11 protein-coding genes are annotated in these 14,774 nt (G+C 65.1%); 5 read left to right on the top strand and 6 right to left on the bottom strand.

What is annotated here, in order from left to right:
* Positions 1-232: 232 nt before the first annotated feature.
* From XH93_RS20370 to XH93_RS20360, 3 genes are all read right to left on the bottom strand, one after another.
* Positions 233-1,222: an MBL fold metallo-hydrolase gene (locus XH93_RS20370; protein WP_194474920.1), complete on the bottom strand. Its 990-nt coding sequence runs from the start codon at positions 1,220-1,222 to the stop codon at positions 233-235.
* A gap of 151 nt (positions 1,223-1,373) precedes the next feature.
* Positions 1,374-4,079, bottom strand: a complete 2,706-nt coding sequence (locus tag XH93_RS20365; protein WP_194474919.1) for a DUF3857 domain-containing protein — start codon at positions 4,077-4,079, stop codon at positions 1,374-1,376.
* Positions 4,080-4,216: 137 nt separating this feature from the next.
* Complete coding sequence (locus tag XH93_RS20360) at positions 4,217-4,747, bottom strand: DedA family protein (protein ID WP_139483935.1); 531 nt, start codon at positions 4,745-4,747, stop codon at positions 4,217-4,219.
* A 191-nt stretch (positions 4,748-4,938) separates the two neighbouring features.
* On the opposite strand from XH93_RS20360, the gene XH93_RS20355 reads away from it, so the two are divergent.
* The 4 genes from XH93_RS20355 (at position 4,939) to XH93_RS20340 (ending at position 9,584) form a co-directional block, all read left to right on the top strand.
* Positions 4,939-5,307 (top strand): hypothetical protein, encoded by a 369-nt coding sequence (locus XH93_RS20355; protein WP_139483936.1) that lies wholly within the window; start codon positions 4,939-4,941, stop codon positions 5,305-5,307.
* A gap of 123 nt (positions 5,308-5,430) precedes the next feature.
* Complete coding sequence (gene parE, locus XH93_RS20350; protein WP_194474918.1) at positions 5,431-7,491, top strand: DNA topoisomerase IV subunit B; 2,061 nt, start codon at positions 5,431-5,433, stop codon at positions 7,489-7,491.
* A gap of 234 nt (positions 7,492-7,725) precedes the next feature.
* The gene (locus XH93_RS20345) at positions 7,726-8,517 is read left to right on the top strand and encodes an outer membrane protein (protein WP_194474917.1); all 792 of its coding nucleotides are present in this window, start codon (positions 7,726-7,728) and stop codon (positions 8,515-8,517) included.
* A gap of 296 nt (positions 8,518-8,813) precedes the next feature.
* Positions 8,814-9,584, top strand: a complete 771-nt coding sequence (locus XH93_RS20340) for an SDR family NAD(P)-dependent oxidoreductase (protein WP_194474916.1) — start codon at positions 8,814-8,816, stop codon at positions 9,582-9,584.
* An 82-nt stretch (positions 9,585-9,666) separates the two neighbouring features.
* On the opposite strand, the gene XH93_RS20335 is transcribed toward XH93_RS20340, so the two are convergent.
* The 3 genes from XH93_RS20335 to XH93_RS20325 all read right to left on the bottom strand — a co-directional run bounded on the left by XH93_RS20335 (position 9,667) and on the right by XH93_RS20325 (position 13,467).
* Complete coding sequence (locus XH93_RS20335; RefSeq protein ID WP_194474915.1) at positions 9,667-10,443, bottom strand: outer membrane protein; 777 nt, start codon at positions 10,441-10,443, stop codon at positions 9,667-9,669.
* Positions 10,444-10,646: 203 nt separating this feature from the next.
* Entirely contained in the window at positions 10,647-11,891 is a 1,245-nt protein-coding gene (locus tag XH93_RS20330) for an FAD-dependent oxidoreductase (RefSeq protein WP_194474914.1), read from the bottom strand.
* 67 nt (positions 11,892-11,958) lie between these two features.
* Positions 11,959-13,467 carry a caspase family protein gene (locus tag XH93_RS20325; RefSeq protein WP_194474913.1) on the bottom strand — a complete coding sequence of 503 codons (1,509 nt, stop codon included), beginning with the start codon at positions 13,465-13,467 and terminating at the stop codon, positions 11,959-11,961.
* Positions 13,468-13,685: 218 nt separating this feature from the next.
* Between XH93_RS20325 and XH93_RS20320 the strand changes: the two genes are divergently transcribed.
* Positions 13,686-14,642 (top strand): helix-turn-helix domain-containing protein, encoded by a 957-nt coding sequence (locus XH93_RS20320; RefSeq protein WP_194474912.1) that lies wholly within the window; start codon positions 13,686-13,688, stop codon positions 14,640-14,642.
* The last annotated feature ends 132 nt before the right edge of the window (positions 14,643-14,774 follow it).

Raw genomic sequence — 14,774 nt, 5'->3', positions numbered from 1 at the left:
GATCCGGCGGCAGAGGCGATGATCGTTAAACGCGAACGACCGCCCGTACCGCAGAGGTACGGCGGCGGCGAGCGATGATGATGGTCGCGGCGTTGATCATGGGCGCGGCTATAAGGCCGCGCCCGCTCCACGTCAAGATGCTGTCTCGTCATTCCGGGGCGATGCGCCAGCATCGAACCCGGAATCTCGAGATTCCGGGTTCGTCCTTCGGGCGCCCCGGAATGACGGGCGGCTAGATGGTCGGATTCCACGCCGCCGGGACGACGCGGTAGCCGTCGCCGTCCTTGACGATGTTGCCGACGCCCGGGAACGGATAGTGGAAGCCCTGCACCTGCAGCTTCTCGGCGACCAGCATGTCGTAGACGCGGCGACGGGTCTTTTCCGCCACGCCCGCGTCCTGGTCGAAGAAGGCGTGCCAGCCGGGATTGGCGGCGAACAGGTTCGGATGGTTGGTGACGTCGGACTGGATGAAGACCTTCGCCGAGCCTGACGCCAGCACATAGGAGGTGTGGCCCGGGGTGTGGCCGACGGTCTCGACCGAGGTCAGGCCCGGCGCGATTTCCTTGCCCCATTCATAGGGTGTGACCTTCTTCTTCAGGCCGGCCTCGAAGATGTTGCGGTTGTTCTTGAACAGGCCCTGCATGCGGCCGGCCGGCGCGCGGCTCATCTCGCCGTCGTCCATCCAGAACTTCCATTCGGTGGCCGGCACCAGCACCTCGGCATTCGGGAAGGCCGGCGTGCCCTCGGCGGTCAGCAGGCCGTTCACGTGGTCGCCGTGGAAATGCGAGATCACGACCATGTCGACAGCCTTGGGATCGAAGCCGGCGGCGACGAAATTCTCCGCGAACAGGCCGTTGGCGCCCTTGCTGTTGACCTTCGACGTCGCGCCGTTGCCGGTGTCGATCACGACCAGCTTGCCGCCGGTGTTGAGCACGAGCGGCGCGAAATAGATCGTCATCATGTCAGGCGGCATGAAAGCCTTTTCCAGTGCCGCGTTGACATCCTCGCGCTTCGCATTGGTGATAAAGGAGTCTTCCAGCTTGAAGACGTTCTTGCCGTCGGAGACCACGGTGACCTGGATGTCACCGACCTTGTAGCGATAGAAGCTCGGCGCCTGCTTGTCGGCGATCGGCGCCGCCGCCTTGGCAGAAACGGACGGCAACAATGGCGCAGCGGCGAGGCCGGCCGCGCCGGCGAGAGCGTGACGACGTGTCAATTCCATGTCATGTCCTTCCAGTGAGCGGTAATGGCGCGTGGTGATGTCAGCGCCTGTTGGGCGAGATCTTGGCAGGGTTCGATGGTTCCGCGATGACAGCGACGCAGCCCGCTGTCATCCCGCGTAACCCCTGCATCGTAGTCTTATTCCAAGCCCCCTACACGATCCGCCGCATCCTTTCGATGGCCTGGGCGACGATATCGCGACAGTACCCGATACCTTGTTCGATATAGCGGACCGCAACGCCAAGGAGCGTGTCCCCGCCGGTCAAACCGTCGAGATGGGTGCGGGCCAGCATGCTGCCGCCCTGGACCGCCTTGCGATACCATTTGATCGCTTCTTGGTGATCCTGGGGAACGCCGGTGCCGCTCTCATACGCCCAGCCGAGATTGTACTGGGCATTGGGTTCATTCTGATCGGCCGCCTGGCGAAGCAAGAGGATGGCTTTCGCGGTATCCTGCGGAACGCCCTGGCCGTTGATGTAAAGCAACGCGAGATTGCCCCGCGCCCAGGCAATGCCCTGGTCGGCCGCCTTCGTGTACCAACGCACCGCCTGCTCATAATCTCGCGCCACGCCGCGACCGTCCCGGTACATCGTTGCCAGCCGAGCCATGCTGTCGGTGTTGTTGTGGTTGGCTGCCTTGGCGTACCACTCGGCCGCGAGCTTTTCGTCGTGAGCGATGCCTTGTCCGCTCTCGTACAGGACCCCCACCTGAGACTGGCTGTAGGAGTCGTCCTGCTCGGCCGCCATCAGAAACCAGCGCAGCGCCTCGCCGAGGTTGCGCTCGACGCCACGACCGCTTTCATACATGTGTCCCACATAGGATTGCGCCTTGGCGTCTCCGCCCTCGGCAAGCGGTTTGAAACGCGTCATGGCAAGCTTGTACTGCTTGGCCGCAAACGCCTTGACGCCTTCGTCAAAGCCGGCACGAACCTCCGTGACGCTGGCAGGCGCCTGAGGCGCCAGGCCGATCGGCCCGTATTTGAATTCCGTAAACCTGTCCAAGGCGATCTTGATCGCCGTGGCGAACTCCGCCGGACAGACCGCCGCGTCGAGGATCAGGCGGACGACGGCATTGGAGCGGACGATCCGGCCATCGAGTTCGGCGGCAGCGCTCACTTCGATGCGGCCATTGGCAACGCCATACGCCGTCGTGCCGCTGAAGCTTTTGCTATAGGCGACCGGCGCCGGCTTCTCCTTGAGATTGGTGCCCTCCGGAAGCGTGAGCGAGCTGGTCTCGCGGTACTCCAGCGAGCGGCAAAGGAATGGCCGATCGGTCGCACCGCCAATGCTCAACAGCTGCAGCGAGGGCCGCAAATCGGTCAGGGGCAGCATCCTGACCCGCGTCCATTCGCCGAGTTCGACAGGCTTGCTGATCTGAAATGTGGCCGTAATGGCGTAGCTGTCGGACAGCTCGCGCGGGTTCGGAAAACTGTAATCGCCGGTGCCGCTCAGCTGGGCCTGTTCGATCAGCCGCCTGGCCGTCGCTGCGCGATCCACTCCTTCGAGGCCTTGTGCGACCGAGCGGCCCAGCAGCGCGCCGACACCGGTGCCCGACAGGATCGAGCGGGCTTGCCGCGTACCGTCCTTTGCCAGCGTGTAGTCGGTATCCGCCGCCAGCGAGAAGCGGTCCGGCTTCGGCACCGGGATGCGGACCACCGTGCCCTTGTCGATGTTGAGCGCCGGCTTGCCGCCGAGGCCAAGCGGCAACGCGCCGAAGCCCAGCAGCGAGACGGTCGGGTCGAGATACTGGTCGATCGCCGGCACGTAAACGATGGCGTGGTTGAAATTCGGAGTGGCGACCTCCGTGAGTGTGAATTGCGCGCCGGCGTTCACCGCGACCAGATTGGCCTCGATTCCCTGAGCCGCCAGCAGCGCCTTGAGAACCGTCGCATGCGCCTTGCAGTCGCCGTAGCGGGCGGCGAGCACGGCCGATGCCGGCTGCGAGGTCCAGCCGCCGTCCTCGAAACCGATCCCGACGTAGCGGATATTCCGAGCCACCCAGTTGTGGATTCGCTCAACCTTGCCGTTGATGTCGGCGGCATCGCCGACGATTTCGGTCGACAGCGTTCGCAGCCGCGCATCGGGCACCGCCATGGGCGCATTGCGGGCATTCAGCATCGTTGCAAAGGCGGCATAATCGGCGAACGTGCTGACCTCGAAACGCCTGGCGTCGTCGAACGAGTCAGCATCGATCTGGCGCGGCTTCGGCGTTTCCTGCCTGAAACCGACGTGGTGGATGACCCGGTCGCCCAATCTCTGTTCGCTGTGCTCGACGTCTCTGAGCGCGACGTGCAGCGGCCTGGAGGCCGGCCCGTCGATCGTGAGCTCCATCAACTCGGGCGGCTGGTCCGCCGGTTGGGCCCAGTATTGCGCGAACTCGCCGGGAAATCTGGCGGTCTTCGCTTTGTAGACCAGACGCCCCCTGATCCTGTCGCCGGCGGCAACATGCGGATACGCGATGATCCTGTGCCGCAGCTCATCGAAGTAGGGTGAGGACAGGTCCGTGGATGCCGGCTGATCGCGGATCGCGCGCTCGTCGACTGCAATCTCGCTGCCGTCCGCCTTCAAGGTCGCAAGATCGCTGGCGGATAGTTCGCTGAAGTAACTGTTGTAGGGGATGGTCTGCTGCGCAATGCTCTGGGCACCCTTCTCATCGAGCGCCCGGATCTCAAACTCAACCACCGTTGTGCTCAGGCCCTGTTCGTCGAACGTGACGTTGTAGCGGGCGACTGTCCGCCGCCAACCCGGATCGACCCAGGTCGGGCCCTGCTCCGCATTCGTCGGACCGGCAGCATTGGCACCGGTAAGGTTCAGTGAGATCAGCAATAGCAGCAGAGCTGAAACGATACGCGCTGTCATGTCGCCGAAAACCCCGCAGCCACTGTCACGACGGCTGCTGAGCTAACACCGGGACATTACTGCCGCGTCGCGGAGATAGAACGAATTTTAATTTCCCTCACAGGGTGTGAGAACAGAAAATTGGGTGGGGCCCGCCGTCACACCGCCCGCCACATCCATTCGGCGGCATGGGCGATGATGTCGCCGAACAGCAGCAGCGCGGCCGACCAGACCAGCGCGGAGACGAAATTGGCGATCTGGAATTGCCAGTACGCCATCTCGAAGATGCCGGCGGCGAGCGGCACCGAGGCGCGCAGCGGACCGAAGAAGCGGCCGATGAAGATGCTGGGCACGCCCCATTTCCTGACGAATTCCTCGCCGCGCGGCAGCAACTCAGGGTAGCGCGACAGCGGCCACATCTGCGCGACATGCTCCTTGTAGCGATAGCCGAACCAGTAGGAGACCCAGTCGCCGAGCGCAGCCCCGATGCCGCCGGCGATCCACACCGGCCAGAAGCTGATGCCGCTGACCCCGATGAGTGCGCCGATCGCGATCAGCGCCCCCCAAGCCGGCACCAGCAATGAGATGAAGGCGAGCGATTCGGCGAACGCCAGCAGCATGACGATTGGAGCGGCCCAGACCTGGTGGTGGCGCACGAACTCGGCCAGGGCGCGCGCAAAATCTTCCATCTCGTCGAGTGCCTTCCCGCTCCGTTGAACGTCCGTGAATGAACCTTTCTAGCGGCCTTCCGCCTAAGAAGAGGTAAGCCAGCCCTCCGCGTGACATCAAGTCACAAAGGCGGGGGATCGCACGTGATTTCCCGAAAGACCGCCTCGGTTCAGGCTGGCTGGCATCTCCCCCACAAGAAAAGGAAATACGGATGATCGGATCACTGATGATGTGCGTCAGCGTCGTCGTCTTGCTGTTCGGAATGCTCGCGGGCATCGCCATGGGTATCCAGCACGACTTCACGCTCGGGCCCGCACACGCGCATCTCAACCTCGTCGGCGGCGTACTGCTGTTCCTGTTCGGCCTCTACTACCGCATGGTGCCGGCGGCCGGCACCATGCTGCTGGCGAAGATCCAGGGCTGGCTGCACATCGTGGGCGGCATCCTGTTTCCCGCCGGCGTGGCGGTGGTGCTGCTGAAGGGCCCCTCGCTCGAGGCCGCCCCGATCGCCGGATCGCTGCTGGTGGTTCTCGCCATGATCCTGTTTGCGATTGTTGTCTTCCGCACCTCGCGGGCGTAAGCGGACTTACTATCTGTGGGGTCGGCCCGGCGCTGCCCTCGGCCGTCCCCATTTTCAGCCCATCCGTGGCATAGTCAGAAGCAACCGATTCGCGGCGCGGTTTCGCGCCATACTTGAAGAAACATGTCCAAGCCTCAGAAATCAAACACTAAAACGAAGTCAGCCGACGATCTGTTCGGAGCCCCGGAGTCGAAGGGTCGCGCGCCGTTGAAGGTCGCCGCCCGGTCCGGCGGCAGTGCCGAGGACGGCTATACGGCGGCTGACATCGAGGTGCTGGAGGGGCTGGAGCCGGTCCGCAAGCGGCCCGGAATGTATATCGGCGGCACCGACGAGAAGGCGCTGCACCATCTGTTCGCCGAGGTGATCGACAACTCGATGGACGAGGCGCTGGCCGGCCACGCCACCTTCATCGAGGTGGAGCTGACCGCCGACGGCTTCCTCACCGTCACCGACAATGGCCGCGGCATTCCGGTCGATCCGCACCCGAAATTCCCGAAGAAGTCGGCGCTCGAAGTCATCATGTGCATGCTGCACTCCGGCGGCAAGTTCGGCTCCAAGGCCTACGAGACCTCGGGCGGTCTGCACGGCGTCGGCGTCTCCGTGGTCAACGCCCTCTCCTCACGGCTCGAGGTCGAGGTCGCGCGCAGCCAGAAACTCTACCGCATGACCTTCGAGCGCGGCATTCCCAAGGGCAAGCTCGAGGAGCTCGGCAAGATCAACAACCGCCGCGGCACACGCACCCGCTTCAAGCCGGACACCGACATCTTCGGTGCCAAGGCCGCCTTCAAGCCGCAGCGCCTGTTCAAGATGACGCGCTCGAAGGCCTATCTATTCGGCGGCGTCGAGATCCGCTGGCGCTGCGATCAGGAGCTGCTCAAGGGCGTCGAGGATGTGCCGCCGGAGGCGACCTTCCATTTCCCCGGCGGCCTGAAGGATTATCTGACGGCGGCGATCCACGCCGACACGCTGGTGCATCAGGATATCTTCTCCGGCAAGTCCGGCCGCAGCGGCTCGCACGGCGCCTGCGAATGGGCGGTGGCCTGGACCGCCGATGCCGACGGCTTCCTGTCGTCCTACACCAACACGGTGCCGACGCCCGACGGCGGCACCCATGAATCGGGCCTGCGCAGCGCGCTGCTGCGCGGTTTGAAGGACCATGCCGAGCGCGCCGGGCAAGGCAAGCGCGCGGCCTCGATCACCTCGGAAGACGTGATGGTCGGCGCCGCCGTGATGCTCTCGGTGTTCGTGCGCGAACCTGAATTCCAGGGGCAGACCAAGGACCGCCTCGCCACCGCCGAAGCGCAGCGCATCGTCGAACAGGCGATGAAGGACCCGTTCGATCACTGGCTGTCGGGCAATCCGAACCAGGCCAACCGCCTGCTGGATTTCGTGATCGATCGCGCCGAGGAGCGGCTGCGCCGCCGCCAGGAAAAGGAGACCGCGCGCAAGTCCGCCGGCAAGAAGCTGCGCCTCCCCGGCAAGTTGACCGACTGCTCCAACGCCGGCACGGAAGGGTCGGAGCTCTTCATCGTCGAGGGCGACTCGGCCGGTGGCACGGCCAAGCAGGCGCGTAACCGCGAGACCCAGGCCATCCTGCCGTTGCGCGGCAAGATCCTCAACGTCGCGTCCGCCGGCAAGGACAAGCTCACCGCCAATGCACAGATCGCCGACCTGGTTCTGGCGCTCGGTTGCGGTACGCTGACGCATTACCGCGAAGAGGATCTGCGCTATTCGCGCATCATCATCATGACCGACGCCGACGTCGACGGCGCGCATATCGCTTCGCTGCTGATCACCTTCTTCTACCGGCAGATGCAGCCGCTGATCGATCAGGGCCATCTCTATCTGGCGGTGCCGCCGCTCTACAAGCTGACCCACGGCACCAAGACGGTGTACGCCCGCGACGACATCCACAAGGAAGAGCTGATCAAGGCCGAGTTCCACGCCAACGCCAAGGTCGAGATCGGCCGCTTCAAGGGCCTCGGTGAAATGAACCCGACGCAGCTCAAGGAGACCACCATGGATCCGGCCACGCGCACCTTGCTGCGCGTGAAACTCTTGACCGAAGACCGCGAGGGCACCGCCGATTCCGTGGAGCGGCTGATGGGCACCAAGGCGGAAGCGCGATTTGCCTTCATCTCCGACAAGGCGGAATTCGCCAGCGACGACCTGCTGGACGTCTGAACAGGCCCGTAGCCGATTGATTTCGAAGGCTTTTCCGGCCGCCTCCGATCGGGGGCGGCCGTTTTCATTCGCCTTTTCGGAGCACCCCGCCGACTTCGTTTTCGGCTGGTTGTGTCTCACCCGCAACAGCATTTCCGGCGGAACTGCGTATAGTCCGACCATGAGTTTCGGGAATCGGTGCCAGCGCGCCCCCGTCAAGCGACCCGATCGAACGCTAAAGTCGAGGATTTGGATATGAAGAAGTTTCTGCTCGCTCTGACCGCGGTTGCTGCGATGACGGCATCGGCGTCGGCGGCTGACCTCGCCGCCCGCCCCTACACCAAGGCTCCGGCCCCGCTCCCGGTGGCGCCGAGCTGGACCGGCTTCTACATCTTCGGCGGTGGCGGCGGCGGCATCTGGGACGCTGACACCCACACCCAGACGACCATCGGCGGCCTGCCGCTCGTCGGCATCAATCAGCGCCAGGGCGGCGATGGCTGGTTCGGCACCGTGGGCGCCGGTTACGACTGGCAGGTCTCCCCGACCTGGGTGTTCGGCGTGTTCGCTGACGGCCAGTTCGGCAGCCTGAAGGGCACCATTCAGGATCAGGCCATCTTCGTCGCGGGCAACATCAAGAACGACTACTCTTGGGCCGCCGGCGCACGCCTCGGCTATCTGGTTGCGCCGAACGTGCTGTCCTACGTCAACGCCGGCTACACCAACTCGCACTGGAAGGGCACCGGCCTGTTCAGCACGATCAGCGGTCTGGACGCTGGCCTGCACACCAACGATTTCGACCGTGGCGGCTGGTTCGTCGGCGGCGGCGTCGAGAACAACCTAAACATCTTCGGCATCACCGCGCCGGGCTGGTTCATGAAGACCGAGTACCGTGCCGCCTACTACGACCGGAAGAACATCTCCGAGCTGATCAACGGCACCAACGTCTCGAACGGCACCGACATCTCCTTCAAGCCCTTCGTGCAGACCATCAGCACGTCGCTGGTCTACCGCTTCAACTGGAGCGGCCCGGTTGTCGCCAAGTACTGAGCAAAGTACTGATCTCTGCTGATATCGCAGACCAAAGCCCCGGGCATCGCCCGGGGCTTTTTCGTTGGGGCTAACGGCCGGAGATTGCCGCCTTGAGCAGCCCGTAGGCGCGGCCTGGCTGCCGGCGCATTTTTCCGGTCCTCCATGCGCGATTCCGGCCTTGCCGATCGCGGCGGCATCGTATCCGATCAGGAGGTACGGGCGCTCCCTGGAACGGTTTCCGGTGGCCCGCGCCGGCGCGCGAGGCTCACGCGTCCAGGCTCGCGCGCCCTTCCCTCACACAGCGGACAACAACAATGAAAAACCAACTGTTTGATCTCTCCGGCAAGGTCGCTGTCGTCACCGGCGGCAATGGCGGCATCGGGCTCGGCATGGCCCAGGGCATGGCGGATGCCGGCGCCGCGATTGCGGTGGTCGGCCGCAACGAGGCGAAATCGAAAACAGCGGTCGACGATCTGCGGCAGCGCGGCGTCAAGGCGATCGCGGTGGCAACCGACGTGACCGATTCGTCGGCGGTGACGGCCATGGTCGAGCGCGTCGCCAATGAGCTCGGGCGGATCGACATCCTCGTCAACAATGCCGGCATGAGCATCCGCAAGCCGCCGCATGAGCTCGAGCTCGACGAGTGGAGCAAGGTGATCGACACCAACCTGACCAGCGCCTTCATGTGCTCGAAGGCGGCCTATCCGGCGCTGAAGGCCTCCGGCCGCGGCAAGATCATCAATATCGGTTCGATGATGTCGATCTTCGGCGCCAGCTTTGCCGCCGCCTATGCCGCGAGCAAGGGCGGCATCGTGCAGTACACCCGCGCCTGCGCCAACGCCTGGGCGCCCGACAACATCCAGGTCAACGCCATCCTGCCCGGCTGGATCGACACCGACCTGACGCGCGGCGCGCGCCAGCAGGTTTCAGGCCTGCACGATCGCGTGCTGGCGCGCACGCCGGCCGGACGCTGGGGTGCGATCGACGATTTCGCGGGGATCGCCGTGTTCCTGGCCTCGCCGGCCTCCGACTTCGTCACCGGCACCGCGATTCCGGTCGACGGCGGCTACTCGGTGATGGTCTGAACTCTCCGAAGAGATCGTGCGCAAACAAGAAAGCCCCGGCGCATTGCCGGGGCTTTCGCAACTCTGTGGGTGCGAACGAGACTCAGTAGCGCGCGATCGCCGGCGCGTCGAACTTGTAGTTCAGCCGAACCACCGCCCACTGGATGTCGCGCGGCTTGGCGTCGAACGTATAGGTGCCGCCCGAGGTGCCCGCGAGCTGATAGGTCGCGCGCTCGAAGGCGGCGTAGTTGTACTCGACGCCGACGGTCCAGTTGCGGGTGATGCCGTATTCCCAGCCGCCGCCGACGGTCCAGCCGCTGGCCCAATGGGTCTGGCTGCCCGAACCGGTTGCCGGGTTGGCGACGTTGTCGACCACCGACAGGCGGTTGTTCACGCCGGCATAGCCGCCCTTGAAGTACAGCAGGTTGTTGTTGATCGCGAGGCCGGCGCGGCCGACGATGGTCGCCATGAAGTTGGCGCGCCAGCTGAACTGATCATCGAGACCGCCGAACACCGCGTTGTTGAGCCGGCCGGAATTATCGAGGCCGGAGAACGTGCCCTCGACACCGAACACGAAATTATTGGCTTGCCAGTTGTAGCCGATCTGGCCGCCGCCCATGAAGCCCGAGCCGCGCTGACGGAAGCCCTGGCCCGGCGTGAGATCGCCGAACGCCGTGGTGTTGGCGCTGTTGACCCACTGCTCGTTGGTCCAGGCGCCGCCGAGATGGCCGCCGATGTAGAAGCCGGACCAGTTGTAGACCGACTCAACGTAAGCCGGCGCCTTGGTGTAGGGACGCGCGCCGAGGTCGGCCGCGGATGCGACGCTGACGCCGAGGGCGGTCGTGACAGTCAGCGCGGCAATGAATTTGGTACGAAACATGGTGGCACCCCAGGTTGTCTGATGGGCGTTGTCTGATGGGCGCCAGCTTTCCCAGAGAGACCCTTACCAAAAGAAAACCCGAGCGCCGGGCGACGCCGAATCCGCGCGCGGCGGATTCGAATCCTGCTGCGCTGTTGCAACCGCGCAACTTTTCATGGTTAATTTAAGCCGCTGTTATCCTTGACGAATTCCTACTCGCCCGATCAGCTTCGGGCCGGCGAATGGACGTGCTCGGGCCGCACGCCGAGGCCGAGCGCGCGCGCCGTGAGCCCCTGCAGCCACGGGACCGCGGTGATGAGCCGCAACGCCAACGGCATCGGCTGATCGCCCGGCTTGAGCGCGGCGGTGATGATGTTGTTCTGCGCGACCACCTGGATGCGCTGGGTCGCCCGCACCGGAAATTCACGCCGCCGCCGGACCGCATCGAGCTCATCCTCCGACGGGCAACCATCGGCAAGCTTCGCCGCCAGGATGTTGGCGGTCGCCACCGCGTCCTGCACCGCCAGATTGACGCCGACGCCGCCGATCGGCGACATCGCATGCGCGGCATCGCCGATGCAAAGCAGGCCCGGACGGGTCCAGCGCGTCAGGCGGTTGATCGCCACCGTGAGCAGCTTGAAGTCGTCAAAGCTCTTCACGTCGGCCATGCCCGCATTCAGGATCGGCGCAAGCTGCAGAATGTCGTTGATCAACGCCGGCAATCCCCTCGCCTTCACCGCTTCATACTGTCCCTTGGGGATCACATAGGCGCATTGCCAATAGTCGCCGCGATCGAACGTCACCATCATCTTGCCGCGCTCGACGCGGGCGAACAGGTTCTCGGTCTCGTCCGGCCGCCGCGGGACGCGAAACCACAGCACGTCCATCGGCACGCCGATATCCTCCACCACGAGGCCGGCGCGCTCGCGCACGTTGGAATGACGGCCGTCGCAGGCAACGGTCAGGTCAGCCGCGATCTCGATCGGGCCGTCGGGCGTCGTTGCACGGACACCGGCGATGGCGTCGCCGCGCCGGAGCAGATCGGTGGCTTCGGTGTTCATCAGCACCTTCAGCGACGCAAAGCGCTTGCCGCTCTCGCGCAGGAAATTGAGGAAGTCCCACTGCGGCATCATCGCGATGAATGGATATTTCACGTTGAGGCGGCTGAGATCGGCGACCCGTACCGATTGGCCGCCGAAGATGCCGTCCATCTTCTGGATCCGCTGGTGCGGCAGCTTCAGGAAGCCGTCGATCAATCCGAGCTCGTCCATCACCTGCAGGGTCGAGGGATGCACGGTGTCGCCGCGAAAATCACGGAAGAAATCGGCGTGCTTCTCGAGCACCACCACGTCGACCCCGGCGCGCCCGAGCAGGTAGCCGAGCATCATGCCGGCCGGTCCGCCGCCGACCACGCAGCAGCGCCTCTTCATCGTCCGCGCATCCGGTTGTTGCAGATCGCCAGCATTCATGGCGTCATCCCTCCGCTCGACCTCACGTCCGCATTGTAACGCGGATCGAACAGGAACGCTGCAAGGGCTAGCGCCTGAAGGTCTTGATCTCCGACACGCTGCCGTCGCGATAGGTCAGCTCCACCGAGACCGACTTGGTCTGCGGCGCGAGCTTCAGATAGGGCTGCGCGTCGGACGGAATAGCGCTCGGGTCGCGCGAATTGCAGGCCGGCATCTTCAGGACCTTGTCCGGCACCGCGCTGTCGATGCCGATCCGCACCTCGCGGATCGCGCAGCGGTACGACATCAGATGCGTGTAGTAGACCAGCAGGCCGTTGAACTCGCGGAACGACAGCCAGCTCGTCGCGGTCATGTCGAGGATCTTGCGCTGGTCGCGGATCAGCGCGGCGTCGGGATCGAACCTGATCGGAAACGGCCCCTGCATCTCGCCCAGCGTATCGACATAGCGCAGCTGGATGGTGCCGGCGGGCGCATCGGCCGGCAGCTCGATCGACGGATTGGGCATCCGCTTGCGGGTGCGCGGATCGAGCGTGTCGATGAAGCCGGTCTCGCGGAAATCGCCGGCATCGCCCATCCGCCAGGAAATCCCGAGCGTCGGGTCGGCGATCGAGAACACCACGGTCCAGCCGCCATTGTGCCGCGAGAAGCTCGCGATCGGCGCGTTGACGGAATCCTCCTTCGGCAGCTTCGGCACCGACACCGGCGGCAGCGCCGCGACCTGCTGCGGCGGCGCCGAAGGCTTTGTCGCATCCTTCACAGCGTCGGCGAGCTCCTTCACCGCGCCGTTGAGGAAGACGTCGTCGACCATCTGGTCGAAATACACCGGGATCTGCTTGTGCTTGACGGTCTCGGCCGCCTCGCTGACCAGGCGCCGCGTGCGCTGCGCGACCTGCACCAGGTTTTCGCCGGGCTGCAGCAATTCCCTGGCGAAGGTCCGCGTGAACACCGAATTGGGATTGGTGTCGTCGTTCGACAGACGGTCGAGCGCGGTCTGCCGCGGTCCCGCCGAAAACACCGAGAAAACGCCTTCCGGCAGCTGCGTCATCGGCGCGAGCCCGCCGCCGCCCGCCACCGCGCGGGTGCCGGCGCGTTCGAACGGGTTGTTGCGGCAGGCGTCGAACACCAGGATCGAGGTGCGCGCCTTCTTGTTCTGCAGCCGCTCGACGATGCGGTCGGCCAGCACCGAGGCGTCGCGCACCAGTTCCTCCTGCCCTTCGGTCGCGGCCGGCACGTCGGTCGGCAGCAGGAAGTTCTGGCCCATGATCTCGAAGCCGTGGCCGGCATAGAAGAAGAACGCGGTGTCGCCGGGCTCAACCGTGCGGTCGAACGCCAGCAGCGTTTCGGAGAACGCCTGGCGGTTCAGGTTCTCGGCCACCATCACGGAAAAACCGAGCTGTTTCAGCGTGTCGCCCATGGTACGGGCGTCGTTGACCGCCTTCTGCAGCTTCGGCACGTTCCGGTAATCATTGTTGCCGATGACCAGCGCAACGCGCCTGGCGGCGTGCGCCGGCACCGCAAAGGCCAACAGGGCCGCCGCGACGAGTGTTGCCGATAGTCCCGAAAGCCAGCTCTTCATCCTCGTTCCCGCATGCACGGCGCGCCGGCGACCCGCGACCGCCGCATAATAGTCGGACGAGCCGTTTGCCCGGTTCAAGCCCCGACGGTGATACCGGCGCATCGTTCTGACCGGCGATCATCCGCCAAAATGAGCAGGCCGCGCAGCCGCCGGTCACGTTCCCTTTTCGCATCTGCATGATAGATTCTGCGTCTCCGCGAGTCCAAGGGCTGCCTCCCGTGTACACATGGTCTACCGAACAAATCGATCCGCGCGATCGCTTTGACTATTGGCGTGAAGTGCGCGCCAAGGGATTGTTCGGCGTCACCGCGGAGCTCGAGCCCGAGCATCGGCAGGATTTCTTCGGCAGGTTCTCGCTGCGCAAGCTCGGCAATGCCGGGCTCGTCGAGCTGCGCGCCTCGCCCTACCGCGTCGAGCGGCGCGACGGCGACATCGCCGATGCGCGCAGCGACAGTCTTTGCATCTACCAGCAGCTGGGCGGCGGCGGCTGGTTCAGCGGCGGCCGGCTCGAAGACTTTGCGGTGCGCGACGGCATGTTCGCGACCAGCTATGCCGACCTGCCGTACCGGACGGTGCCGCTCCGCGACGACGGCTTCAACTTGCGCATCATCAAGGTCCCGGTCGCCGACATCCCCCTGCCGCGCCGCGCCACGCTCGACGAGCTCGTCCCCAAGCCGGTGCAGGATCAGGCCGCGCTGCGGCCGCTGCTGGAATCCTGCTTCCACGACCTCGTCGAAGGCGGCGATGCCGCGGCTGCGGATACCGCGCCGCTGGTGCAGGCGCTGGCCCATATCGCGCTGATCGAGCGCGGCGTGCTCCGCTCGGCCAGCCGGCTCGGGCAACAGGCACTGCGAACCGGCCGCCTGTCGCTGGCGCGCCGCCTGATCGCGCGGCAGCTCGCGCAGCCGACGCTGTCACCGACCCTGGTTGCCTACACGCTCGGCATCTCGGTTCGTCATCTGCATGTGCTGTTCGAGGACGCGGAGATGAGCTTCTCGGAGACGCTGACGCGGCTTCGGCTCGACCGCAGCCGCCGCCTGCTGCGCGAGCGGCCGGACTGGACCATCGCCGACGTCGCCTTTGCCTGCGGCTTCGAGAGCCTTGCGACGTTCTACCGGCTGTTCAACGCGGCCGAGCAGATGACGCCGGGCGACTACCGGGCTCGATCCGCCTGAAGCCGGCAAAGCGCCGGCACCTGCCGAATTGATCAGCGTGCGCGCAATGAGAAGACGCCCCGCGACCGCTGCGCCAAGACTACGCCGGCGACGTGCAGGGCGAGATCATGGCGGTGATTGGCGGCAGGCGGG

The organism is Bradyrhizobium sp. CCBAU 51753, assembly GCF_015291565.1.
Classification (GTDB): domain Bacteria; phylum Pseudomonadota; class Alphaproteobacteria; order Rhizobiales; family Xanthobacteraceae; genus Bradyrhizobium; species Bradyrhizobium ivorense.
Note: the sequence above shows the minus strand (reverse complement) of the source record. Positions and strands in the feature narration are given on the sequence as shown.

What these genes read in the sequence shown, in the direction of transcription:
- XH93_RS20370 (WP_194474920.1), bottom strand. Translation starts at nt 1,222, where the DNA reads ATGGAATTGACACGTCGTCACGCTCTCGCCGGCGCGGCCGGCCTCGCC.
- XH93_RS20365 (WP_194474919.1), bottom strand. Translation starts at nt 4,079, where the DNA reads ATGACAGCGCGTATCGTTTCAGCTCTGCTGCTATTGCTGATCTCACTG.
- XH93_RS20360 (WP_139483935.1), bottom strand. Translation starts at nt 4,747, where the DNA reads ATGGAAGATTTTGCGCGCGCCCTGGCCGAGTTCGTGCGCCACCACCAG.
- XH93_RS20355 (WP_139483936.1), top strand. Translation starts at nt 4,939, where the DNA reads ATGATCGGATCACTGATGATGTGCGTCAGCGTCGTCGTCTTGCTGTTC.
- parE (WP_194474918.1), top strand. Translation starts at nt 5,431, where the DNA reads ATGTCCAAGCCTCAGAAATCAAACACTAAAACGAAGTCAGCCGACGAT.
- XH93_RS20345 (WP_194474917.1), top strand. Translation starts at nt 7,726, where the DNA reads ATGAAGAAGTTTCTGCTCGCTCTGACCGCGGTTGCTGCGATGACGGCA.
- XH93_RS20340 (WP_194474916.1), top strand. Translation starts at nt 8,814, where the DNA reads ATGAAAAACCAACTGTTTGATCTCTCCGGCAAGGTCGCTGTCGTCACC.
- XH93_RS20335 (WP_194474915.1), bottom strand. Translation starts at nt 10,443, where the DNA reads ATGTTTCGTACCAAATTCATTGCCGCGCTGACTGTCACGACCGCCCTC.
- XH93_RS20330 (WP_194474914.1), bottom strand. Translation starts at nt 11,891, where the DNA reads ATGAATGCTGGCGATCTGCAACAACCGGATGCGCGGACGATGAAGAGG.
- XH93_RS20325 (WP_194474913.1), bottom strand. Translation starts at nt 13,467, where the DNA reads ATGAAGAGCTGGCTTTCGGGACTATCGGCAACACTCGTCGCGGCGGCC.